25 protein-coding genes, 1 pseudogene and 1 other annotated feature are annotated in these 21,838 nt (G+C 41.6%); of the genes and pseudogenes, 22 read left to right on the forward strand and 4 right to left on the reverse strand.

Features of this window, described 5'->3' with window-relative positions; all coding sequences use genetic code 11:
• Window positions 1–69: 69 nt before the first annotated feature.
• Together HT718_RS08715 and HT718_RS08720 are read right to left on the reverse strand one after the other, a co-directional pair.
• Window positions 70–1,152, reverse strand: coding sequence for a DEAD/DEAH box helicase (locus HT718_RS08715; RefSeq protein ID WP_173268214.1), 1,083 nt, complete (start codon window positions 1,150–1,152; stop codon window positions 70–72).
• A complete protein-coding gene (locus tag HT718_RS08720) occupies window positions 1,130–2,125 on the reverse strand; it encodes a Gfo/Idh/MocA family oxidoreductase (RefSeq protein ID WP_173268215.1) in 996 nt (331 codons plus the stop codon). Before HT718_RS08720 ends, HT718_RS08715 begins: the two co-directional genes overlap by 23 nt.
• 153 nt (window positions 2,126–2,278) lie before the next feature.
• Here HT718_RS08720 and HT718_RS08725 point away from each other — a divergent pair, with 153 nt between their 5' ends.
• The 5 genes from HT718_RS08725 (at window position 2,279) to HT718_RS08745 (ending at window position 4,848) form a co-directional block, all read left to right on the forward strand.
• A complete protein-coding gene (locus HT718_RS08725) occupies window positions 2,279–2,971 on the forward strand; it encodes a YoaK family protein (RefSeq protein ID WP_188110794.1) in 693 nt (230 codons plus the stop codon).
• 58 nt (window positions 2,972–3,029) lie between these two features.
• Window positions 3,030–3,117: a sequence feature (ribosomal protein L21 leader region), on the forward strand.
• Between the two features lie 36 nt (window positions 3,118–3,153).
• Window positions 3,154–3,468, forward strand: coding sequence for a 50S ribosomal protein L21 (gene rplU / locus HT718_RS08730; protein WP_000109141.1), 315 nt, complete (start codon window positions 3,154–3,156; stop codon window positions 3,466–3,468).
• A gap of 15 nt (window positions 3,469–3,483) precedes the next feature.
• Window positions 3,484–3,828, forward strand: coding sequence for a ribosomal-processing cysteine protease Prp (locus HT718_RS08735; protein ID WP_000613694.1), 345 nt, complete (start codon window positions 3,484–3,486; stop codon window positions 3,826–3,828).
• Between the two features lie 16 nt (window positions 3,829–3,844).
• The gene (rpmA, locus tag HT718_RS08740) at window positions 3,845–4,138 is read left to right on the forward strand and encodes a 50S ribosomal protein L27 (protein WP_000916509.1); all 294 of its coding nucleotides are present in this window, start codon (window positions 3,845–3,847) and stop codon (window positions 4,136–4,138) included.
• Between the two features lie 302 nt (window positions 4,139–4,440).
• The gene (locus HT718_RS08745; protein ID WP_173268216.1) at window positions 4,441–4,848 is read left to right on the forward strand and encodes a DUF5301 domain-containing protein; all 408 of its coding nucleotides are present in this window, start codon (window positions 4,441–4,443) and stop codon (window positions 4,846–4,848) included.
• Window positions 4,849–5,006: 158 nt separating this feature from the next.
• On the opposite strand, the pseudogene HT718_RS09660 reads toward HT718_RS08745, so the two are convergent.
• Window positions 5,007–5,081: pseudogene (locus tag HT718_RS09660) on the reverse strand (AraC family transcriptional regulator); the annotation flags it as partial.
• Between HT718_RS09660 and HT718_RS08750 the strand changes: the two are divergent.
• The 17 genes from HT718_RS08750 (at window position 5,074) to HT718_RS08830 (ending at window position 20,538) form a co-directional block, all read left to right on the forward strand.
• The gene (locus HT718_RS08750; protein ID WP_173268217.1) at window positions 5,074–5,982 is read left to right on the forward strand and encodes a LysR family transcriptional regulator; all 909 of its coding nucleotides are present in this window, start codon (window positions 5,074–5,076) and stop codon (window positions 5,980–5,982) included. The pseudogene HT718_RS09660 and the gene HT718_RS08750 overlap by 8 nt on opposite strands.
• Entirely contained in the window at window positions 5,979–6,440 is a 462-nt protein-coding gene (gene lspA / locus HT718_RS08755; RefSeq protein WP_173268218.1) for a signal peptidase II, read from the forward strand. Before HT718_RS08750 ends, lspA begins: the two co-directional genes overlap by 4 nt.
• A complete protein-coding gene (locus tag HT718_RS08760) occupies window positions 6,430–7,317 on the forward strand; it encodes an RluA family pseudouridine synthase (RefSeq protein WP_153196258.1) in 888 nt (295 codons plus the stop codon). The genes lspA and HT718_RS08760 overlap by 11 nt, the downstream gene beginning before the upstream one ends.
• A gap of 2 nt (window positions 7,318–7,319) precedes the next feature.
• The gene (gene cbpE / locus HT718_RS08765; protein WP_173268219.1) at window positions 7,320–9,203 is read left to right on the forward strand and encodes a phosphorylcholine esterase CbpE; all 1,884 of its coding nucleotides are present in this window, start codon (window positions 7,320–7,322) and stop codon (window positions 9,201–9,203) included.
• A gap of 100 nt (window positions 9,204–9,303) precedes the next feature.
• Window positions 9,304–10,413, forward strand: coding sequence for a glutamate 5-kinase (gene proB / locus HT718_RS08770; protein ID WP_240147369.1), 1,110 nt, complete (start codon window positions 9,304–9,306; stop codon window positions 10,411–10,413).
• 9 nt (window positions 10,414–10,422) lie between these two features.
• The gene (locus HT718_RS08775; protein WP_173268221.1) at window positions 10,423–11,685 is read left to right on the forward strand and encodes a glutamate-5-semialdehyde dehydrogenase; all 1,263 of its coding nucleotides are present in this window, start codon (window positions 10,423–10,425) and stop codon (window positions 11,683–11,685) included.
• Between the two features lie 3 nt (window positions 11,686–11,688).
• Window positions 11,689–12,486 carry a pyrroline-5-carboxylate reductase gene (gene proC, locus HT718_RS08780; RefSeq protein WP_173268222.1) on the forward strand — a complete coding sequence of 266 codons (798 nt, stop codon included), beginning with the start codon at window positions 11,689–11,691 and terminating at the stop codon, window positions 12,484–12,486.
• A 113-nt stretch (window positions 12,487–12,599) separates the two neighbouring features.
• Complete coding sequence (gene tmk / locus HT718_RS08785; RefSeq protein ID WP_173268223.1) at window positions 12,600–13,238, forward strand: dTMP kinase; 639 nt, start codon at window positions 12,600–12,602, stop codon at window positions 13,236–13,238.
• Entirely contained in the window at window positions 13,235–14,125 is an 891-nt protein-coding gene (locus HT718_RS08790) for a DNA polymerase III subunit delta' (protein ID WP_173268224.1), read from the forward strand. Before tmk ends, HT718_RS08790 begins: the two co-directional genes overlap by 4 nt.
• A 39-nt stretch (window positions 14,126–14,164) precedes the next feature.
• Window positions 14,165–14,482 carry a DNA replication initiation control protein YabA gene (yabA, locus tag HT718_RS08795; RefSeq protein WP_000358228.1) on the forward strand — a complete coding sequence of 106 codons (318 nt, stop codon included), beginning with the start codon at window positions 14,165–14,167 and terminating at the stop codon, window positions 14,480–14,482.
• Between the two features lie 2 nt (window positions 14,483–14,484).
• Window positions 14,485–15,363: a 16S rRNA (cytidine(1402)-2'-O)-methyltransferase gene (rsmI, locus tag HT718_RS08800; protein ID WP_173268225.1), complete on the forward strand. Its 879-nt coding sequence runs from the start codon at window positions 14,485–14,487 to the stop codon at window positions 15,361–15,363.
• A 235-nt stretch (window positions 15,364–15,598) separates the two neighbouring features.
• A complete protein-coding gene (gene trmFO, locus HT718_RS08805; protein ID WP_173268226.1) occupies window positions 15,599–16,933 on the forward strand; it encodes a methylenetetrahydrofolate--tRNA-(uracil(54)-C(5))-methyltransferase (FADH(2)-oxidizing) TrmFO in 1,335 nt (444 codons plus the stop codon).
• Between the two features lie 83 nt (window positions 16,934–17,016).
• On the forward strand, window positions 17,017–17,754 hold the full coding sequence (gene pyrH, locus HT718_RS08810) for a UMP kinase (RefSeq protein WP_000002996.1): 738 nt from the start codon (window positions 17,017–17,019) through the stop codon (window positions 17,752–17,754).
• Between the two features lie 8 nt (window positions 17,755–17,762).
• Window positions 17,763–18,320 carry a ribosome recycling factor gene (gene frr / locus HT718_RS08815; protein ID WP_001262225.1) on the forward strand — a complete coding sequence of 186 codons (558 nt, stop codon included), beginning with the start codon at window positions 17,763–17,765 and terminating at the stop codon, window positions 18,318–18,320.
• A 59-nt stretch (window positions 18,321–18,379) separates the two neighbouring features.
• On the forward strand, window positions 18,380–19,234 hold the full coding sequence (cvfB, locus tag HT718_RS08820) for an RNA-binding virulence regulatory protein CvfB (RefSeq protein ID WP_173268227.1): 855 nt from the start codon (window positions 18,380–18,382) through the stop codon (window positions 19,232–19,234).
• 8 nt (window positions 19,235–19,242) lie between these two features.
• Window positions 19,243–19,458 carry a YozE family protein gene (locus HT718_RS08825; RefSeq protein ID WP_001232084.1) on the forward strand — a complete coding sequence of 72 codons (216 nt, stop codon included), beginning with the start codon at window positions 19,243–19,245 and terminating at the stop codon, window positions 19,456–19,458.
• Window positions 19,459–19,542: 84 nt separating this feature from the next.
• Window positions 19,543–20,538: a PhoH family protein gene (locus HT718_RS08830; protein WP_000658200.1), complete on the forward strand. Its 996-nt coding sequence runs from the start codon at window positions 19,543–19,545 to the stop codon at window positions 20,536–20,538.
• A gap of 56 nt (window positions 20,539–20,594) precedes the next feature.
• On the opposite strand, the gene ald is transcribed toward HT718_RS08830, so the two are convergent.
• Window positions 20,595–21,707, reverse strand: coding sequence for an alanine dehydrogenase (gene ald / locus HT718_RS08835; RefSeq protein WP_000904692.1), 1,113 nt, complete (start codon window positions 21,705–21,707; stop codon window positions 20,595–20,597).
• Between the last annotated feature and the right edge of the window lie 131 nt (window positions 21,708–21,838).

Genomic DNA, 21,838 nt, shown 5'->3' on the forward strand with positions numbered 1-21,838 from the left:
CTTTTGGGGGTCAGTACATATTATGCGTTTTTGATTTTAAAGACTTTTTGCCCAGCCTCAATGAGGGATTTATTTTACATAGAGTTCTTGGTTTTTCAAGACAATTTCACGTACGCTTGCAAACTTTTTGAGTTTTTTGATTTCTTCTGGATGAGTGACGAGAGTGATAACATAACCTTCTTTCCCCATGCGACCTGTACGGCCAGCACGGTGAGTGTAGGTTTCGATGTCTCTTGGGACATCAAAGTTTACGACGCATTCTAGGCTATCGATATCAATTCCACGAGCCAAAAGGTCTGTTGCAAGGAGTAGGGTTAGTTGGTTATCTTTAAACTTTTCTAAGATGACTTTTCTAAATTTGACATTGATATCACTAGCTAGAGAAACAGCTAAGATATCCCGATACTGTAATTTTTCTTCTGCGCTTCCAAGGTCTGATAGGCTGTTAAAGAAGACCAGACCACGGAAATCCTCTACATGAGCTAGTTTTCGTAGCATATCCACTCGGTGACGTTGATCTACCTGCATATAGAAATGTTGGATGTTGTCCAATTTTTGGTCAGAAAGATCAATGGTACGTGTGTTAGGCGTAATCTTTTCTTGGTCAAACTTGGTCGTCGCACTCATGTAGACGAGTTGGTGGTCACGCGGTGCGTAGTGAGTGATTTTCTCCACAAAGTGTATCTGAGAATCATCGAGCAATTGGTCAAATTCATCTAGAATGATGGTTTCCACATTCATCATCTTGATTTTTTTCAATTTAATTAGTTCAAAGATACGACCAGGGGTTCCAATCAGAATTTCTGGTCCTTTTTTTAGGCGTTCAATCTGGCGTTTCTGACTCGAACCCGATAAGAAGAGTTGGGCAGTTAAGCCGATGGCTTCAGCCCACGTTTTACATACATCAAAAATCTGTCCAGACAGTTCTGTATTAGGCGCTAGAATCAAGAGTTGTTGGGCTTTTTTCTTTTGTAGTCTGAGAAGACTTGGTAGAAGGTAAGCTAGGGTCTTACCAGTTCCTGTGGGACTCACTCCTAGGAGGTTTTCTCCCGCAAGAAGTGGTTCAAATAGTTGAATTTGAATAGGGGTGAATTCTTGGAAACCGAGTTGATCACTCAATTTTTGCCATTCAGTCGGTAGTTTGTTTTTCATTTTCTGCCTCAAATCTAATGCCAGCAGTCTGGCGCATGGTGTATAGTAGTTCATGAACAGAACTTGCATCTTCCAGCCAAGTTTGGTAGAGATTCAGATCTGGTTGCTGGATCATGTGTGCAAATGCAGCGACTTCCTCAGTCATCGTATGAGGAGCCTGTTGGATAGGGAGTTGGACTTGATTTCCTTGATGGTCGGTAAAAATAGCCGAGCGAACATGCTCAATCGTGTTGAGCGTCAGGGTTCCATCTGTCGTATAAATCTCGCAAGGAAGATTGGAAGTGATGTTTTTCCCAGCCTTGATATGAACTTGAAAGTCAGGGTAGAAGAGGATGCCGTCTCCATTTAGGTCAATGCTATTGTCAAGCTGTTGAGCCAGATAGGTGGCGTTCTCAGCTTTTCCAAAGAGACGAACGGCAGCGTAGAGAGGATAAATCCCCAAATCCATAAGCGCTCCACCAGAAAAACGATCTGAGAAAACATTTGGTGTCAGTCCAGCTAACAAATCTGGCATTTTGGAAGAATACTTGGCATAGTTGAAATCTGCTCCCAAAATTTGTTTGTCTGCTAAAAAGTTTTTGATGATAGTGAAAGCTTTTTCATGGTAATTCCGAGCTGCTTCGAAGATAAAACAGTGATTTTTATTAGCTGTTTGAATCAAATCCAGCCATTCTTGTGGCTGAGTGACAGCTGGCTTTTCAAGAATGACGTGTTTACCTGCAGATAATGCAGTTTTTGCCTGAGCAAAATGCAAGGAGTTTGGACTGGCAATATAGACCACATCAAAGGAGCTCTTGACTAAGTCCTCTACTTGATCAAAGAGTTGGATATCCTGATAGCGAGAAGCAAAGGTTGCTGCAGTTTCTAGTTTTCTAGAATAGACTGCGACCAACTGGTATTCTCCACTGATATGGGCTGCCTCTATGAAGTGATGGCTGATAGCGCCTGTTCCGATGACACCTAATTTTAGCATAAATACTCCTTTTCCAATTTTAAATCCTTCTTTCATTATAACATAGATAGACTTGACTATCCAACAGAGGAGAAAAAATTTCAAATAAGCTACTAGGCCTTTTCCAAAGAAAGTGGTACAATAATGAGATGAGTAAATGAAATAGGAGGGAAAATGAGGTTATTACCTATAAGAAAAATATCACGTCAGTCTAAGAGGCTAGCGCTTTTTTTGACTTTTTGTGCAGGATATGTAGATGCCTATACTTTTATTGTGCGAGGGAATACTCTTGTAGCTGGACAAACTGGGAATGTAGTCTTTCTTTCAGTAGAATTAATCCAAAATAATGTTTCAGATGTTAGGGACAAGGTTCTCACCTTGCTAGCTTTTATGATGGGGGTCTTTTTATTAACTGTTTATAAAGAAAAATTGAGAATTGTGAAAAAGCCAATTTTGTCATTGTTTCCTTTAGCAATCTTATCAATCATTATTGGTTTTGTGCCGAAAACTGTAGATAATATCTATCTAGTACCGCCCTTAGCCTTTTGTATGGGCTTGGTGACAACTGCCTTTGGTGAAGTATCGGGGATTGCTTATAATAATGCTTTTATGACGGGGAACATCAAACGGACCATGTTGGCTTTTGGGGATTATTTTAGGACCAAGCACACACCATTTTTACGTGAAGGGATTATCTTTGTAAGCCTGCTTAGTAGTTTTGTACTTGGCGTTGTCTTTTCAGCCTATTTGACGATTTTCTATCATGAAAAGACTATTCTTGGTGTTCCTATTATGATGAGCATTTTTTACATCAGTATGCTTTCTGCCTCGTGGCGGAAAAAAGTAAAAGAAAAAGCTTCATTTTAGGTGTTATTACTTGTAAGAAAATAGGAGATATGCTATACTTGAAGAGTTGACTATGCACGTTCCTGTGCAACCGCACGAACATCGTCGCTTGATTATTCAAGTTTAAGTGGTTCGTCCCACGATGCTAGGCGAGTCTTCACAAAAAATTCGGGGAAACCCATAAAAATCATAGGAGGTGCATAATGAGCACATACGCAATTATCAAAACTGGCGGAAAACAAGTTAAAGTTGAAGTTGGTCAAGCAGTTTACGTTGAAAAATTGAACGTTGAAGCTGGTCAAGAAGTTACTTTTAACGAAGTTGTTCTTGTTGGTGGTGAAAACACTGTTGTCGGAACTCCACTTGTTGCTGGAGCTACTGTAGTTGGAACTGTTGAAAAACAAGGAAAACAAAAGAAAGTTGTTACTTACAAGTACAAACCTAAAAAAGGTAGCCACCGTAAACAAGGTCACCGTCAACCATATACAAAAGTTGTCATCAACGCAATCAACGCTTAATTTTAAGGAGAACACATGATACAGGCAGTCTTTGAGAGAGCCGAAGATGGCGAGCTGAGGAGTGCGGAAATTACTGGACACGCCGAGAGTGGCGAATACGGCTTTGATGTCGTGTGTGCATCGGTTTCTACGCTTGCCATTAACTTTATCAATTCTATTGAGAAATTTGCAGGCTATGAACCAATCCTAGAATTAAACGAAGATGAAGGTGGCTATCTGATGGTTGAAATTCCAAAAGATCTTCCTTCACACCAGAGAGAAATGACCCAGTTATTCTTTGAATCATTTTTCTTAGGTATGGCAAACTTATCGGAGAACTCTTCAGAGTTCGTCCAAACCAGAGTTATCACAGAAAACTAACACGGAGGAAAACATTATGTTAAAAATGACTCTTAACAACTTGCAACTTTTCGCCCACAAAAAAGGTGGAGGTTCTACATCAAACGGACGTGATTCACAAGCGAAACGTCTTGGAGCTAAAGCAGCTGACGGACAAACTGTAACAGGTGGATCAATCCTTTACCGTCAACGTGGTACACACATCTACCCAGGTGTAAACGTTGGTCGTGGTGGAGACGATACTTTGTTCGCTAAAGTTGAAGGCGTAGTACGCTTTGAACGTAAAGGACGCGATAAAAAACAAGTTTCTGTTTACCCAATCGCTAAATAAAAAGGTCCAGTGAACCTTTTTATCCCGAGCCTTGAAATGTAAAGGCGAGGAAGCTAGAAGTAGCATTAAATAAGGCTTTCCGAGTTTTCGGAGAGCCTGTTTTTTTGTTTTGGTACCCATATTTTAAAATCCTATGTAAGAAGCGACTTTGTCTTTTAGATACAATCATAAAATAGTGGAATGTAAAACTTTTACAGTAACAATTTTTATAAGGGACTAAGATATTGTAAAAATTGTTAAGATTTGATACTATAATTGTATTCGGGTAAGAGAGCAGGGATATGGAAAGGATGTGAACCTATATGAAAAAAATTATTACCATGATAGTCTGTTCAATCTCTTTTCTTGTCCTATCTGCTTGTGTCAGTAAGAAAAAACTTATTCTTCCTGAACCTGGAACGATTTCTGTAATTTCTCTGCAGAAAAAAATCTCAGAAGATGTTAAAATAATAAGTAAGAGAGAAGAAATTTCAAAATTGATTGAGGAGATACAGAAACAGTCAAAATTCACAACTTTAGAAAGTTTAAATGATCAACCGACAAATGTTAAAGATTACATCATTATCAAATTCACTCATCAGAATAAAGAAAATGATAGTGTAGCCTATCTATATACTATAAAAGAAACACAGTATATTGAACAACCTTATGTTGGGATTTGGGAGGTAAGTCCAGATATAGCTAATAGGATTGAAGAGATTTTTTCATAAATTTATGGTAAATCGAATTTGTATTATGTTTTAAACGGTAAATCAACAAGATTTGCTGTTTTTATTTGCTTGAAATCAGATAAGGACTGAAAAAGACATTATTCTAATTCTTGTCTTGGAATGTCAGAGTCTTTATTGAGACTTGAAAATTTCCAAACTTTTTTCCTTTTTGGAAAACTTCTAAAATATGGTATAATGAAAAGATAAAGAAGTTGGGGGTAGAAGATGAACATTCAACAATTACGCTACGTTGTGGCTATTGCCAATAGTGGTACTTTTCGTGAAGCTGCTGAAAAGATGTATGTTAGTCAGCCGAGTCTGTCTATTTCTGTTCGTGATTTGGAAAAAGAGTTGGGTTTTAAGATTTTCCGTCGGACCAGCTCAGGGACTTTCTTGACTCGTCGTGGTATGGAATTCTATGAAAAAGCGCAAGAATTGGTTAAAGGATTTGATATTTTTCAAAATCAGTATGCCAATTCTGAGGAAGAAAAGGATGAATTTTCCATTGCCAGTCAGCACTATGACTTCTTGCCACCAACTATTACTGCCTTTTCAGAGCGCTATCCTGATTATAAGAACTTCCGTATTTTTGAATCGACTACTGTTCAAATCTTAGACGAAGTAGCCCAAGGGCATAGTGAGATTGGGATTATCTACCTTAACAATCAAAATAAAAAGGGTATTATGCAACGGGTTGAAAAGCTAGGCCTTGAGGTCATTGAATTGATTCCCTTCCATACCCACATTTATCTTCGAGAGGATCATCCTTTAGCTCAGAAAGAGGAATTGATCATGGAGGATTTAGCGGATTTACCGACAGTTCGTTTTACTCAAGAGAAAGATGAGTACCTTTATTATTCGGAGAACTTTGTCGATACCAGTGCGAGCTCACAGATGTTCAATGTGACAGACCGTGCTACCTTGAATGGTATTTTGGAGCGGACGGATGCTTATGCAACAGGTTCCGGATTTTTAGATAGTGATAGTGTTAATGGCATTACAGTTATTCGTCTCAAGGATAATTTGGATAATCGCATGGTCTATGTTAAACGGGAAGAAGTGGAGCTCAGTCAGGCTGGGACTCTTTTCGTAGAAGTCATGCAAGAATATTTTGATCAGAAGAGGAAATCATGAAAAAAAGAGGAATAGTGGCAGTCATTGTACTGCTTTTGATTGCGCTGGATCAGTTGGTCAAATCCTATATCGTCCAGCAGATTCCATTGGGTGAAGTACGCTCTTGGATTCCCAATTTCGTTAGCTTGACCTACCTGCAAAATCGAGGGGCAGCCTTTTCTATCTTACAAGATCAGCAGTGGTTATTTGTTATTATTACACTGGTCGTTATGGTAGGTGCCATTTGGTATTTACATAAACACATGGAGGACTCATTCTGGATGCTCTTAGGTTTGACCTTGATTATCGCAGGTGGTCTTGGAAACTTTATTGACAGGATCAGTCAGGGCTTTGTTGTGGATATGTTCCACTTTGACTTTATAAATTTTGCAATTTTCAATGTGGCAGATAGCTATCTGACTGTTGGAGTGATTATTTTATTAATTGCAATGCTAAAAGAGGAAATAAATGGAAATTAAAATTGAAACTGGTGGCCTGCGTTTGGATAAGGCTTTGTCGGATTTGACAGAATTATCACGTAGTCTCGCGAATGAACAAATCAAATCAGGCCAGGTCTTGGTCAATGGTCAAGTCAAGAAAGCTAAGTACACGGTCCAAGAGGGCGATGTCGTCACTTACCATGTGTCAGAACCAGAGGTATTAGAGTATGTGGCTGAGAATCTTCCGCTAGACATCATCTACCAAGATGAGGATGTGGCCGTCGTTAACAAGCCTCAAGGAATGGTAGTGCATCCGAGTGCTGGTCATACCAGTGGGACCCTAGTAAATGCCCTTATGTATCATATTAAGGACTTGTCGGGTATCAATGGGGTTTTGCGTCCAGGAATTGTTCACCGTATTGATAAGGATACGTCAGGCCTTCTCATGATTGCTAAAAATGATGAGGCGCATCTAGCACTTGCCCAAGAACTCAAGGATAAAAAGTCTCTCCGCAAATATTGGGCGATTGTTCATGGAAATCTGCCTAATGATCGTGGTGTGATTGAAGCGCCGATTGGCCGTAGTGAAAAAGACCGTAAGAAACAGGCTGTGACTGCTAAAGGGAAGCCTGCAGTTACCCGTTTCCACGTTTTGGAACGCTTTGGAGATTATAGCTTAGTGGAGTTACAACTGGAGACAGGGCGCACCCATCAAATCCGTGTTCACATGGCTTATATTGGCCATCCAGTCGCTGGTGATGAAGTCTATGGTCCTCGTAAGACACTTAAGGGGCATGGACAATTTCTTCATGCCAAGACTTTAGGTTTTACTCATCCGAGAACAGGTGAGACCTTAGAATTTACAGCAGATATCCCAGAGATTTTTAAGGAAACTTTGGAGAGATTAAGGAAGTAAGAATGAAGAAGAAATTGATTAGTTTAGCACTTGCAAGCACTTTTTTAGGTTTGTCATGGTATGGAAATGTTCAAGCTCAAGAAAGTTCAGGAAATAAAATCCACTTTATCAATGTTCAAGAAGGTGGCAGTGATGCGATTATTCTTGAAAGCAATGGGCATTTTGCCATGGTGGATACAGGAGAAGATTATGATTTCCCAGATGGAAGTGATTCTCGTTATCCATGGAGAGAAGGAATTGAAACGTCTTATAAGCATGTTCTAACAGACCGTGTCTTTCGTCGTTTGAAGGAATTGGGTGTTCAAAAACTTGATTTTATTTTGGTAACCCATACTCACAGTGACCATATTGGAAATGTTGATGAATTACTGTCTACCTATCCAGTTGACCGAGTCTATCTTAAAAAATATAGTGATAATCGTATTACTAATTCTGAACGTTTATGGGATAATCTGTACGGTTATGATAAGGTTTTACAGACTGCTGCAGAAAAAGGTGTTTCAGTGATTCAAAACATCACACAAGGAGATGCTCATTTTCAGTTTGGGGACATGGATATTCAACTCTATAATTATGAAAATGAAACAGATTCATCAGGTGAATTAAAGAAAATTTGGGATGACAATTCCAATTCCTTGATTAGTGTAGTGAAAGTCAATGGCAAGAAAATTTACCTTGGGGGCGACTTAGATAATGTTCATGGAGCGGAAGACAAGTATGGTCCTCTTATTGGAAAAGTTGATTTGATGAAGTTTAATCATCACTATGATACTAATAAATCAAACACCAAGGATTTCATTAAAAATTTGAGTCCGAGTTTGATTGTTCAAACCTCAGATAGTCTACCTTGGAAAAACGGTGTTGATAGTGAGTATGTCAATTGGCTTAAAGAACGAGGAATTGAGAGAATTAACGCAGCCAGCAAAGACTATGATGCGACAGTTTTTGATATTCGACAAGACGGTTTAGTAAACATTTCAACTGCCTACAAGAAGATTCCAAGTTTTCAAGCTGGTTGGCATAAGAGTGCTTATGGAAACTGGTGGTATCAAGCACCTGATTCTACAGGAGAGTATGCTGTCGGTTGGAATGAAATTAAGGGTGACTGGTATTACTTTAACCAAACGGGTATCTTGTTACAGAATCAATGGAAAAAATGGAACAATCATTGGTTCTATTTAACAGACTCTGGTGCTGCTGCTAAAAATTGGAAGAAAATTGATGGAATCTGGTATTATTTCAACAAAGAAAATCAGATGGAAATTGGCTGGGTAAATACTGGAAGTCAGAACTATTATTTATCAAACGATGGCTCTATGAAGACAGGTTGGCTTCAATATAAGGGACAATGGTATTACTTTGCTCAATCAGGAGAAATGAAAACGGGTTGGGTAAAAGATAAAGAAACCTGGTACTATATGGATTCTACTGGTATCATTAAGACAGGCGAGATAGAAGTTTCTGGTCATCATTACTATCTAGAAGATTCAGGAGCTATGAAGCAAGGTTGGCTTAAAAAGGCAAATGATTGGTATTTCTACAAGACAGACGGTTCACGAGCTATAGGTTGGATTAAAGACAAGGATAAATGGTACTTCTTGAAAGAAAATGGTCAATTGCTTGTGAATGGTAAGACGCCAGAAGGCTATACTGTTGATTCAAGTGGAGCCTGGTTAGTGGATGTTCCGGTCGAGAAATCTGCTACAACTAGAGATACAAGTAACTCAGAAATAAAAGAATCGAAAGAAGTAGTGAAAAAAGATCTTGAAAATAAAGAAACGAGTCAACACGAAAGTATTACAAATTCTTCAACTAGTCAAGATTTGACTTCAGTAATTTCGCAAAGCTCTGAAACGAGTGCAAACAAATCGGAATCAGAACAGTAGTAAAAAAGAAGGTTTTAGGGCCTTCTTTTTCCTATCAACTCTTTTCTATTTCCTGTCATTCATGTTATAATGGATAAATATGAAGAATCGGAGTGAGACTATGAAATACAAACGGATTGTCTTTAAGGTGGGGACTTCTTCTCTGACGAATGAGGATGGAAGTTTATCACGTAGTAAGGTAAAGGCTATTACCCAGCAGTTGGCTATGTTGCACGAGGCTGGTCATGAATTGATTTTGGTGTCATCAGGTGCCATTGCGGCTGGTTTTGGAGCCTTAGGATTTAAAAAGCGTCCGACTAAGATTGCTGATAAGCAGGCTTCAGCAGCGGTAGGACAAGGGCTTTTGTTGGAAGAATACACAACCAATCTTCTCTTGCGCCAAATCGTTTCTGCACAAATTTTGCTGACCCAGGATGACTTTGTGGATAAGCGCCGTTATAAAAATGCCCATCAGGCTTTGTCAGTTCTACTTAGCCGTGGGGCGATTCCTATCATCAACGAGAATGACAGTGTCGTCATTGATGAGCTCAAGGTGGGTGACAATGACACTCTTAGTGCCCAGGTAGCGGCCATGGTCCAAGCAGATCTTTTGGTTCTCTTGACAGATGTGGACGGTCTCTATACTGGAAATCCTAATTCAGATCCAAAAGCCAAACGATTGGAGAAAATTGAGACCATCAATCGTGAGATTATCGATATGGCTGGTGGAGCTGGCTCGTCAAATGGAACTGGGGGCATGTTAACAAAAATCAAGGCTGCAACTATTGCGACAGAATCAGGAGTTCCTGTTTATATCTGCTCATCCTTGAAGTCAGATGCCATGCTTGAGGCGGCTGAGGAGACCAAGGATGGTTCCTACTTTGTTGCGCAAGAGAAGGGACTTCGAACACAGAAACAATGGCTGGCCTTTTATGCTCAGAGTCAAGGTTCTATTTGGGTTGATAAAGGGGCTGCTGAAGCTCTCTCTCAACATGGAAAGAGTCTTCTCTTATCTGGTATTGTTGAAGCAGAAGGAGCCTTTTCTTACGGTGATATTGTGACAGTATTTGACAAGGAAAGTGGAAAATCACTTGGAAAAGGACGCGTGCAATTTGGAGCATCTGCTTTGGAGGATATGTTGCGTTCTCAAAAAGCCAAGGGTGTCTTGATTCACCGTGACGATTGGATTTCCATTACTCCTGAAATCCAACTACTCTTTACAGAATTTTAGAGGTAAACTATGGTAAGTACACAAGAACAATTTGAACAGGTACAGGCTGTTAAAAAATCGATCAACACAGCTAGTGAAGAGGTGAAAAACCAAGCCTTGCTAGCCATGGCTGATCACTTATTAGCAGCTACTGAGGAAATTTTAGCAGCCAATGCACTTGATATGGAAGCTGCTAAGGGCAAAATCTCAGATGTGATGCTGGATCGTCTTTATTTGGATGCAGGGCGCATAGAAGCAATGGCAACTGGGATTCGTGAAGTGGTTGCTTTACCAGATCCAATCGGTGAAGTTTTAGAAACGAGTAAGCTTGAAAATGGCTTGCTTATTACCAAGAAACGGGTGGCTATGGGCGTCATCGGTATTATCTATGAAAGCCGTCCAAATGTGACGTCTGACGCGGCTGCTTTGGCTCTCAAGAGTGGAAATGCAGTTGTTCTTCGTAGTGGGAAGGATGCCTACCAAACAGCTCATGCCATTGTCACAACCTTGAAGAAGGGCTTGGAGACAACGACCATTCATCCAGATGTGATTCAACTGGTGGAAGATACCAGCCGTGAAAGTAGCTATGCTATGATGAAGGCCAAGGGATATCTAGACCTTCTCATTCCTCGTGGAGGGGCTGGCTTGATCAATGCAGTGGTTGAAAATGCTATTGTACCAGTTATCGAGACAGGAACTGGAATTGTTCATGTTTATGTCGATAAGGATGCAGACGAAGACAAGGCGCTGTCTATCATCAACAATGCCAAAACTAGTCGTCCTTCTGTATGTAATGCCATGGAGGTTCTGCTGGTTCATGAAGACAAGGCAGCGAGCTTCCTTCCTCAATTGGAGAAAGTGCTAGTTGAAGAGCGAAAAGAAGCTGGACTGAAACCAATTCAATTCCGTTTGGATGAGAAGGCTAGTCAGTTTGTATCTGGCCAAGCAGCTGAAGCTCAAGACTTTGACACTGAGTTTTTAGACTATGTCCTAGCTGTTAAAGTAGTGAGCAGTTTAGAAGAAGCGGTTGCGCATATCGAAGCACACAGTACCCATCATTCGGATGCCATTGTGACTGAAAATGCTGAGGCTGCAGCTTCCTTTACAGATCAAGTGGACTCTGCAGCAGTCTATATCAATGCTTCAACTCGTTTTACAGATGGTGGCCAATTTGGTCTTGGGTGTGAAATGGGGATTTCTACTCAGAAACTCCATGCACGTGGACCAATGGGTTTAAAAGAATTAACCAGTTACAAGTATGTAGTTGCTGGTGATGGACAGATAAGGGAGTAAAAAATGAAGATTGGATTTATCGGTTTGGGGAATATGGGTGCTAGTTTGGCCAAGGCTGTTTGGCAAGCTAGAAACACTGACACGATTCTTCTTTCTAATCTAAGTCATGATAAGGTTGATACTTTTATCGCTAGTTATGGAGGCCAAGCTTCTAGCAATGAAGAAATCTTTGCAGAAGCAGATGTGATTTTTTTAGGAGTTAAGCCTGCTCAGTTTTCTGAACTGCTTTCTCAATACCAGACCATCCTTGAAAAACGAGAAAGTCTTCTTTTGATTTCCATGGCAGCTGGATTGACTTTAGAAAAACTAGCGAGTCTTATTCCAAGTCAACACCGAATTATTCGTATGATGCCAAATACACCTGCTTCTATCGGACAAGGAGTGATTAGTTATGCCTTGTCAGCTAACTGCCAAGTAGATGATAAGGAAGTCTTTTGTCAACTTTTACAACATGCTGGTTTATTGTTTGAAATCAGTGAAGGGTTAATCGATGCTGCAACGGGTCTTGCAGGTTGTGGACCAGCCTTTGTCTATCTCTTTATCGAGGCCTTGGCAGATGCAGGTGTTCAGACTGGATTGCCAAGAGAAACGGCATTGAAAATGGCGGCTCAAACTGTGGTAGGAGCTGGGCAATTGGTCTTAGAAAGCCAGCAACATCCTGGAGTTTTGAAAGACCAAGTATGCAGCCCAGGCGGTTCGACTATCGCTGGTGTAGCAAGCTTAGAAGCACATGCCTTTAGAGGAACCGTTATGGAGGCAGTCAAAAAAGCCTACAAACGAACTAAAAAACTGGGTAAATAAGAGGTGGCTTTGACTGCCTCTTTTATGGTGGTTGAAATGAGAAGACAAAAAGATTGTCACAAACCCCTATTTTTTTGATAGAATAGAAGTAGTAAAAAAGAAATGAGTTAGACATGTCAAAAGGATTTTTAGTCTCTCTTGAGGGACCAGAGGGAGCAGGAAAGACCAGTGTTTTAGAGGCTCTGCTACCAATTTTAGAGGAAAACGGAGTAGAGGTGCTGACGACCCGTGAGCCAGGCGGAGTCTTGATTGGAGAGAAGATTCGGGAAGTGATTTTGGACCCAAGTCATACTCAGATGGATGCGAAGACTGAACTCCTTCTCTATATTGCCAGTCGCAGACAGCACTTGGTGGAAAAAGTTCTTCCTGCACTTGACGCTGGTCAATTGGTCATTATGGATCGTTTCATCGATAGTTCTGTTGCCTATCAGGGATTTGGCCGTGGCTTGGATATCGATGCCATTGATTGGCTCAATTACTTTGCGACAGATGGCCTTAAACCCGATTTGACACTCTATTTTGACATTGAGGTGGAAGAGGGGCTGGCTCGCATTGCTGCTAATAGTGATCGTGAGGTCAATCGTCTGGACTTGGAAGGTTTGGACTTGCATAAAAAAGTTCGTCAAGGTTACCTTTCTCTTCTGGACAAAGAAGGAAATCGCATTGTCAAGATTGATGCTAGTCTCCCTTTGGAACAAGTTGTGGAAACTACCAAGGATATCTTGTTTGACAGAATGGGCTTGGCTAAATGAAACAAGATCAACTAAAGGCTTGCCAACCAGACCAATTTGACCGCTTTGTTCGTATCCTAGAACAAGACCAGCTCAATCATGCCTACCTCTTTTCAGGTTTCTTTGGAAGCTTAGAAATGGCGCAGTTTTTGGCTAAGAGCCTCTTTTGTACAGATAAGGTAGGCGTTTTACCATGTGAGAAATGCCGAAACTGCAAGTTGATTGAACAGGAAGAGTTTCCCGATGTCACCTTGATTAAGCCAGTCAATCAGGTTATCAAGACAGAACGGATTCGGGAATTGGTGGGTCAGTTTTCGCAAGCAGGGATTGAAAGTCAGCAACAGGTCTTTATTATCGAGCAAGCTGAGAAAATGCATCCTAACGCAGCTAACTCTCTGCTCAAGGTCATCGAAGAACCCCAGAGTGAGGTTTATATTTTCTTCTTGACCAGCGATGAGGAAAAGATCTTGCCGACCATCCGTAGTCGGACCCAGATTTTTCACTTTAAAAAGCAAGAAGAAAAACTCATATTATTCTTAGAACAAATGGGGCTGGTTAAGAAAAAAGCGACTCTCTTAGCTCAGTTTAGTCAATCGCGAGCTGAAGCAGAAAAGTTGGCTAATCAGGCAAGTTTTTGGACCTTGATCGATGAAAGTGAACGCCTGCTGACCTGGTTATTAGCTAAGAAAAAAGAAAGTTATCTGCAGGTTGCTAAATTAGCCAACTTGGCAGATGACAAGGAAAAACAAGATCAGGTCTTACGGATTCTCGAAGTCCTCTGTGGGCAGGACCTTCTGCAAGCAAGAGTAAGGGTGATTCTACAAGATTTGTTAGAAGCTAGAAAAATGTGGCAAGCTAATGTCAGCTTTCAAAATGCCATGGAATATCTGATCTTGAAAGAAATATAAACTCAAAAATGAACGATAAAGAAAGGAAAGGGCTGTTTTATGGACAAAAAAGAATTATTTGACGCGCTGGATGATTTTTCCCAACAGTTATTGGTGACCTTGGCCGATGTGGAAGCTATCAAGAAAAATCTCAAGAGCCTGGTAGAGGAAAATACAGCTCTTCGCTTGGAAAATAGTAAGTTGCGCGAACGCTTGGGTGAGGTGGAGGCAGATGCTCCTGTCAAGGCCAAGCATGTTCGTGAAAGTGTCCGTCGCATTTACCGTGATGGATTTCACGTATGTAATGATTTTTATGGACAACGTCGAGAGCAGGACGAAGAATGTATGTTCTGTGATGAGTTGTTATACAGGGAGTAAGCATGCAGATTCAAAAAAGTTTTAAGGGGCAGTCTCCCTATGGCAAGCTGTATCTAGTGGCAACGCCGATTGGCAATCTAGATGATATGACCTTTCGTGCCATCCAGACCTTGAAAGAAGTGGACTGGATTGCGGCTGAGGATACGCGCAATACAGGTCTTTTGCTCAAGCATTTTGACATTTCGACCAAGCAGATCAGTTTTCATGAGCACAATGCTAAGGAAAAAATTCCTGATTTGATTAGTTTCTTGAAAGCAGGGCAAAGTATTGCTCAAGTTTCCGACGCGGGTCTGCCTAGCATCTCAGACCCTGGTCACGATTTAGTTAAGGCAGCCATTGAAGAAGAAATTGCGGTTGTCACTGTTCCAGGTGCCTCTGCAGGAATTTCTGCCTTGATTGCTAGCGGTTTAGCGCCACAGCCACATATTTTTTACGGCTTTTTACCCAGAAAATCAGGCCAGCAAAAGCAATTTTTCGACTCGAAAAAAGACTATCCTGAGACTCAGATTTTCTATGAATCGCCCCATCGTGTAGCAGATACGTTGGAAAATATGCTAGTAGTTTATGGCGACCGCTCGGTCGTCTTGGTTAGAGAATTGACAAAGATTTACGAAGAATACCAAAGAGGAAATATCTCTGAATTGCTGGAAAGTATCGCTGAAACGCCTCTAAAGGGTGAATGCCTTCTCATCGTGGAAGGTGCCAGTCAGGATGTGGAGGAAAAAGATGAGGAAGACTTGTTCTTAGAAATCCAAGCCCGTATCCAGCAAGGCATGAAGAAAAATCAAGCTATTAAGGAAGTCGCTAAGATTTACCAGTGGAATAAAAGTCAGCTATACGCTGCCTACCACGACTGGGAAGAAAATCAAGAAAATGACTAAACAGGGAAGTTTGCCTTCTTCCCTTTTTTTGTTATACTAGTAGAAGAAAAAAATAGAAAGATTTGTGGGAGTGAAAAAGTCTGGGGGACTTTTTCAGCCTGAGTCAGGAAATTCGAAAGCGAAGTAAGTCCTGTGGACTTTTTCAGCCTGAGCCAAGAAATTCGAAAGCGAGTAAGTTCGGTTGGCTTTTTCAATGTGAATCTTGTCTTCACACTCCCAAAGAGGTATTAGTGTCGTGTCTCAATCTTATATCAATGTTATCGGTGCTGGTTTGGCAGGTTCTGAAGCAGCCTACCAAATCGCAGAACGTGGTATTCCAGTTAAACTCTATGAAATGCGTGGTGTCAAGTCGACTCCCCAGCACAAAACAGACAATTTTGCTGAGTTAGTTTGTTCCAATTCCCTACGTGGGGATGCTCTGACAAATGCTGTAGGACTTCTCAAGGAAGAAATGCGTCGCCTAGGTTCTCTTATCTTAGAATCTGCTGAAGCAACCCGTGTTCCTGCAGGAGGAGCCCTTGCGGTGGACCGCGATGGTTTCTCTCAAATGGTGACCGAAAAAGTGGCTAATCATCCCTTGATTGAGGTGGTTCGTGATGAAATTACAGAATTACCAACTGACGTTATTACTGTGGTCGCTACTGGTCCTTTGACTAGCGATGCTCTGGCTGAAAAGATTCATGCCCTCAATGACGGCGATGGCTTCTATTTCTACGATGCAGCAGCGCCTATTATCGATGTCAACACTATCGATATGAGCAAGGTCTATCTCAAGTCTCGTTATGATAAGGGAGAAGCTGCTTATCTCAACTCTCCCATGACCAAGCAAGAGTTTATGGATTTCCATGAAGCCTTGGTCAATGCTGAAGAAGCACCGCTCAATTCCTTTGAAAAAGAAAAGTATTTTGAAGGATGTATGCCAATCGAAGTCATGGCCAAACGTGGCATTAAAACCATGCTTTATGGCCCTATGAAACCAGTCGGTCTGGAGTATCCAGACGATTATACAGGCCCTCGTGATGGAGAATTCAAAACACCTTATGCGGTGGTTCAGCTTCGTCAGGATAATGCGGCTGGGAGCCTCTACAATATTGTCGGTTTCCAGACCCACCTCAAATGGGGAGAGCAAAAGCGTGTCTTCCAAATGATTCCAGGCCTTGAAAATGCAGAGTTTGTTCGTTATGGTGTTATGCACCGCAATTCTTACATGGATTCACCGAATCTTCTTGAACAGACCTACCGTTCTAAGAAACAGCCAAACCTCTTCTTTGCTGGTCAGATGACGGGTGTAGAGGGCTATGTTGAATCAGCGGCTTCAGGATTAGTTGCGGGAATTAACGCGGCTCGTCTTTTCAAGGGAGAAAGTGAAGCTATCTTCCCAGAGACAACAGCGATTGGTAGTCTGGCTCATTACATCACCCATGCTGACAGCAAACATTTCCAACCAATGAATGTCAATTTTGGGATTATCAAGGAGTTGGAAGGCGAGCGTATCCGTGATAAGAAGGCTCGTTATGAAAAAATTGCAGAGCGTGCCCTTGCCGACTTAGAGGAATTTTTAACGGTCTAATTTTTTTCAAAGAATTGCTCATGATACTATAAAAATCTTAGAAATTGTGATAAAATAGGTAGGATAAAAAAAGGAGAGTGAAAATGGCGAATCCCAAGTATAAACGTATTTTAATCAAGTTATCAGGTGAAGCCCTTGCCGGTGAACGTGGCGTAGGGATTGATATCCAAACAGTTCAAACAATCGCAAAAGAGATTCAAGAAGTTCATAGCTTAGGTATCGAAATTGCCCTTGTTATCGGTGGAGGAAATCTCTGGCGTGGAGAACCTGCTGCAGAAGCAGGTATGGACCGCGTTCAGGCAGATTACACAGGAATGCTTGGGACTGTTATGAATGCTCTTGTGATGGCAGATTCATTGCAACAAGTTGGTGTCGATACGCGTGTGCAAACAGCCATTGCAATGCAACAAGTTGCAGAGCCTTACGTACGTGGACGTGCCCTTCGTCACCTTGAAAAAGGTCGTATCGTTATCTTTGGTGCCGGAATTGGTTCACCTTACTTCTCAACAGATACAACAGCGGCTCTTCGTGCAGCTGAAATCGAAGCAGATGCCATCCTTATGGCTAAAAATGGCGTCGACGGTGTTTACAATGCCGATCCTAAGAAAGACAAGACAGCCGTTAAGTTTGAAGAATTGACTCACCGTGACGTTATCAATAAAGGTCTTCGTATTATGGATTCAACAGCTTCAACCCTCTCAATGGATAACGACATTGACTTGGTTGTCTTTAACATGAACCAACCAGGCAACATCAAACGTGTCGTATTTGGTGAAAATATCGGAACAACAGTTTCAAATAATATCGAAGAAAAGGAATAAGAAAGATTATGGCTAACGCAATTATTGAAAAAGCTAAAGAGAGAATGACCCAGTCTCACCAATCACTTGCTCGTGAATTTGGTGGTATCCGTGCAGGTCGTGCCAATGCAAGCTTGCTTGACCGTGTACATGTAGAATACTATGGAGTCGAAACTCCTCTTAACCAAATCGCTTCAATTACGATTCCAGAAGCGCGTGTTTTGTTGGTCACACCATTTGACAAGTCTTCATTGAAAGACATCGAACGTGCCTTGAACGCTTCTGATCTTGGTATCACACCAGCGAATGATGGTTCTGTGATTCGTTTGGTTATCCCTGCTCTTACAGAAGAAACTCGTCGTGACCTTGCTAAAGAAGTGAAGAAGGTCGGCGAAAATGCTAAAGTGGCTGTCCGCAATATCCGTCGCGATGCTATGGACGAAGCTAAGAAACAAGAGAAAGCAAAAGAAATCACTGAAGACGAATTGAAGACTCTTGAAAAAGACATTCAAAAAGTAACAGACGATGCTGTTAAACACATCGACGACATGACTGCCAACAAAGAGAAAGAACTTTTGGAAGTCTAAAAATAAACAGAAAAACTCAGTTGGCATTGCTGGCTGAGTTTTATTCGAAAGAAGGAAATATGAATACAAATCTTGCAAGTTTTATCGTTGGACTGATCATCGATGAAAATGACCGATTTTACTTTGTGCAAAAGGATGGTCAAACCTATGCTCTTGCTAAGGAAGAAGGTCAACATACAGTAGGGGATACGGTCAAAGGTTTTGCCTACACGGATATGAAGCAAAAACTCCGCCTGACAACCATAGAAGTGACTGCCACTCAGGACCAATTTGGTTGGGGAATTGTAACGGAAGTTCGTAAAGACTTGGGTATCTTTGTGGATACAGGCCTTCCTGATAAAGAAATCGTTGTGTCACTCGATATTCTCCCTGAGCTCAAGGAACTCTGGCCTAAGAAGGGTGACCAACTCTACATCCGTCTTGAAGTGGACAAGAAAGACCGTATCTGGGGACTCTTGGCTTATCAAGAAGACTTCCAACGTCTGGCTCGTCCTGCCTACAACAACATGCAGAACCAAAACTGGCCAGCCATTGTATACCGTCTCAAGCTGTCAGGAACTTTTGTTTATCTGCCAGAAAATAACATGCTTGGCTTTATTCATCCTAGCGAACGCTATGCAGAGCCACGTTTGGGGCAAGTCTTAGAAGCGCGTGTTATTGGTTTCCGTGAAGTGGACCGTACCTTGAACCTTTCCCTTAAACCACGTTCTTTTGAGATGTTGGAAAATGATGCTCAGATGATTTTGACGTATTTGGAAAGCAATGGCGGTTTCATGACCTTAAATGACAAGTCATCTCCAGACGACATCAAGGCTACCTTTGGTATTTCTAAAGGTCAGTTCAAGAAAGCACTTGGAGGCTTGATGAAGGCTGGTAAAATCAAGCAAGACCAGTTTGGGATAGAGTTGATTTAGGGAGACATATGAGAAAATCATTTTACACTTGGCTCATGACCGAGCGCAACCCTAAAAGTAACAGCCCCAAAGCAATTTTGGCAGACCTCGCTTTTGAAGAGTCAGCCTTCCCAAAACACACAGATGATTTTGATGAGGTTAGTCGCTTTTTAGAGGAGCATGCCAGTTTCTCTTTTAACCTAGGAGACTTTGACGCCATCTGGCAAGAATACTTAGAACACTAGCATGATTCACTGGGTTTGGGCTAGTAATTTCTCCGCCCCTTTGCTATAATAAAAAGAAATAAAAGGATTAGAGAGGTTCTTTATTTGAAGGAACATTCAATAGACATTCAATTGAGTCATCCAGATGACCTGTTTCATCTTTTTGGTTCCAATGAACGCCATCTTCGTTTGATGGAAGAAGAGCTTGATGTGGTGATTCATGCTCGTACGGAGATTGTCCAGGTTTTGGGAGAGGAGACTGCTTGTGAGGAAGCTCGTCAGGTTATTCAAGCCCTCATGGTCTTGGTAAATCGTGGGATGACTGTCGGTACGCCAGATGTGGTGACTGCGATTAGCATGGTCAAAAACGATGAAATCGACAAGTTTGTCGCCCTTTATGAAGAAGAAATCATCAAGGATAATACTGGGAAACCGATTCGTGTCAAAACCTTAGGTCAAAAACTTTATGTGGATAGTGTCAAACAGCATGATGTGACCTTTGGAATCGGACCTGCAGGGACAGGGAAGACCTTCCTTGCAGTGACCTTGGCTGTGACAGCTCTTAAACGTGGTCAGGTTAAGCGGATTATCCTGACACGTCCAGCGGTGGAAGCAGGCGAGAGTCTAGGTTTTCTTCCGGGTGATCTTAAGGAGAAGGTAGATCCTTACCTTAGACCTGTTTATGATGCCTTGTATCAGATTCTGGGGAAAGACCAAACAACTCGTCTCATGGAGCGTGAAATTATCGAGATTGCACCTCTTGCCTACATGCGTGGACGAACCTTGGATGATGCCTTTGTCATTCTCGATGAGGCGCAAAATACGACCATCATGCAGATGAAGATGTTCTTGACTCGTTTAGGCTTTAATTCTAAGATGATTGTCAATGGAGATATCAGTCAGATTGACCTTCCGCGTAACGTCAAGTCCGGTTTGATTGATGCCCAAGAAAAGCTCAAGAACATTCACCAGATTGACTTTGTTCATTTTTCAGCTAAGGATGTGGTTCGCCATCCAGTTGTCGCTCAGATTATTCGAGCTTATGAACCAGCTCCAATTAAAAAAGAAGAGAGTGAAGAAGTCCAAGAAGAAACAGAATAGCAAAAAAGAGCAGTTCAGGTGGAATTGCTCTTTCTTTTATCTGATAATTAGATTTTTTAGATTAGTTCATCAATTGGAGTATGTTTTTTATCGAGACCTTGGGCTACTGGAAGACTGGTTAAGTAACCTTGATAAGTAGTAACACCTTGGCGCAAGCCCTCATCCTCAGAGATTGCTTGTACAAAACCTTTACCAGCCAAAGCTTCGATATAAGGAAGAGTGACATTAGTTAGGGCAATGGTAGAAGTGCGAGCAACCGCACCAGGGATGTTGGCAACGGCATAGTGGAGAACACCGTGTTTTTCATATACAGGCTCATCGTGCGTTGTCACACGGTCAGCTGTCTCGATAACACCACCTTGGTCAACAGCAACGTCAACGATGACTGATCCTGGACGCATTTGCTTGACCATCTCATCAGTCACCAGTTTCGGAGCTTTGGCACCAGGGATGAGAACCGCTCCAATCACTACATCCGCATCTCTCACACTGGCTTCGATGTTAAATGAATTGGACATGAGAGTTTGAATTTGGTGACCAAAGACCTCCTCTAAAACGGAGAGACGTTTAGCACTGATATCAAGGATGGTTACTTGTGCACCAAGACCAAGCGCAATTCGAGCAGCATGGGTCCCTACGACACCGCCACCGATGATGGTTACTTTCCCTTTAGGTACACCCGGCACACCACCCAGTAAGACACCAGAACCTCCTGCCTGCTTAGTTAGGAAATGAGCCCCGATTTGGACTGCCATACGGCCTGCAACCTCACTCATAGGTACGAGGAGTGGTAATTGACCTTGGGAATCACGGACAGTTTCATAGGCAATCCCAGTTGTTTTTGCTTCCAACATAGCATCTGCTAATTCTGGAGCAGCGGCCATGTGCAAGTAGGTGAAGAGAAGCAGGTCGTCACGTAAGTAACCATATTCAGAAGTTAATGGTTCTTTTACTTTCACGACTAACTCTGCAGCCCAGGCTTCACCAGCAGTAGCGACAATCTCAGCTCCTTGCTTTTGATAGTCAGTATCAGTAAAGCCAGATCCGAGACCAGCATTTGTTTCGATAAGGACGCGATGACCACGGCCGACTAAGCTGTGGACACCAGCAGGTGTTAGGGCAACACGGTTTTCATTATTCTTAATTTCTTTTGGAATTCCGATTAACATAGAGAAAAACTCCCTTTCTATTGACGGGTTGTAAATGATTTATCACATTATCTATAAAATAAGGTGATGATTTTATTCTATATGAAACCGCTTTAAAAAGCAAGAAAAATTTGTTGTAATTTATTTTTTAT

Source organism: Streptococcus sp. 714 (genome assembly GCF_013277115.1).
GTDB lineage: Bacteria > Bacillota > Bacilli > Lactobacillales > Streptococcaceae > Streptococcus.

Coding starts and splice junctions, on each gene's coding strand:
- HT718_RS08715 (WP_173268214.1), bottom strand. CDS start 1,152: ATGAAAAACAAACTACCGACTGAATGGCAAAAATTGAGTGATCAACTC.
- HT718_RS08720 (WP_173268215.1), bottom strand. CDS start 2,125: ATGCTAAAATTAGGTGTCATCGGAACAGGCGCTATCAGCCATCACTTC.
- HT718_RS08725 (WP_188110794.1), top strand. CDS start 2,279: ATGAGGTTATTACCTATAAGAAAAATATCACGTCAGTCTAAGAGGCTA.
- rplU (WP_000109141.1), top strand. CDS start 3,154: ATGAGCACATACGCAATTATCAAAACTGGCGGAAAACAAGTTAAAGTT.
- HT718_RS08735 (WP_000613694.1), top strand. CDS start 3,484: ATGATACAGGCAGTCTTTGAGAGAGCCGAAGATGGCGAGCTGAGGAGT.
- rpmA (WP_000916509.1), top strand. CDS start 3,845: ATGTTAAAAATGACTCTTAACAACTTGCAACTTTTCGCCCACAAAAAA.
- HT718_RS08745 (WP_173268216.1), top strand. CDS start 4,441: ATGAAAAAAATTATTACCATGATAGTCTGTTCAATCTCTTTTCTTGTC.
- HT718_RS08750 (WP_173268217.1), top strand. CDS start 5,074: ATGAACATTCAACAATTACGCTACGTTGTGGCTATTGCCAATAGTGGT.
- lspA (WP_173268218.1), top strand. CDS start 5,979: ATGAAAAAAAGAGGAATAGTGGCAGTCATTGTACTGCTTTTGATTGCG.
- HT718_RS08760 (WP_153196258.1), top strand. CDS start 6,430: ATGGAAATTAAAATTGAAACTGGTGGCCTGCGTTTGGATAAGGCTTTG.
- cbpE (WP_173268219.1), top strand. CDS start 7,320: ATGAAGAAGAAATTGATTAGTTTAGCACTTGCAAGCACTTTTTTAGGT.
- proB (WP_240147369.1), top strand. CDS start 9,304: ATGAAATACAAACGGATTGTCTTTAAGGTGGGGACTTCTTCTCTGACG.
- HT718_RS08775 (WP_173268221.1), top strand. CDS start 10,423: ATGGTAAGTACACAAGAACAATTTGAACAGGTACAGGCTGTTAAAAAA.
- proC (WP_173268222.1), top strand. CDS start 11,689: ATGAAGATTGGATTTATCGGTTTGGGGAATATGGGTGCTAGTTTGGCC.
- tmk (WP_173268223.1), top strand. CDS start 12,600: ATGTCAAAAGGATTTTTAGTCTCTCTTGAGGGACCAGAGGGAGCAGGA.
- HT718_RS08790 (WP_173268224.1), top strand. CDS start 13,235: ATGAAACAAGATCAACTAAAGGCTTGCCAACCAGACCAATTTGACCGC.
- yabA (WP_000358228.1), top strand. CDS start 14,165: ATGGACAAAAAAGAATTATTTGACGCGCTGGATGATTTTTCCCAACAG.
- rsmI (WP_173268225.1), top strand. CDS start 14,485: ATGCAGATTCAAAAAAGTTTTAAGGGGCAGTCTCCCTATGGCAAGCTG.
- pyrH (WP_000002996.1), top strand. CDS start 17,017: ATGGCGAATCCCAAGTATAAACGTATTTTAATCAAGTTATCAGGTGAA.
- frr (WP_001262225.1), top strand. CDS start 17,763: ATGGCTAACGCAATTATTGAAAAAGCTAAAGAGAGAATGACCCAGTCT.
- cvfB (WP_173268227.1), top strand. CDS start 18,380: ATGAATACAAATCTTGCAAGTTTTATCGTTGGACTGATCATCGATGAA.
- HT718_RS08825 (WP_001232084.1), top strand. CDS start 19,243: ATGAGAAAATCATTTTACACTTGGCTCATGACCGAGCGCAACCCTAAA.
- ald (WP_000904692.1), bottom strand. CDS start 21,707: ATGTTAATCGGAATTCCAAAAGAAATTAAGAATAATGAAAACCGTGTT.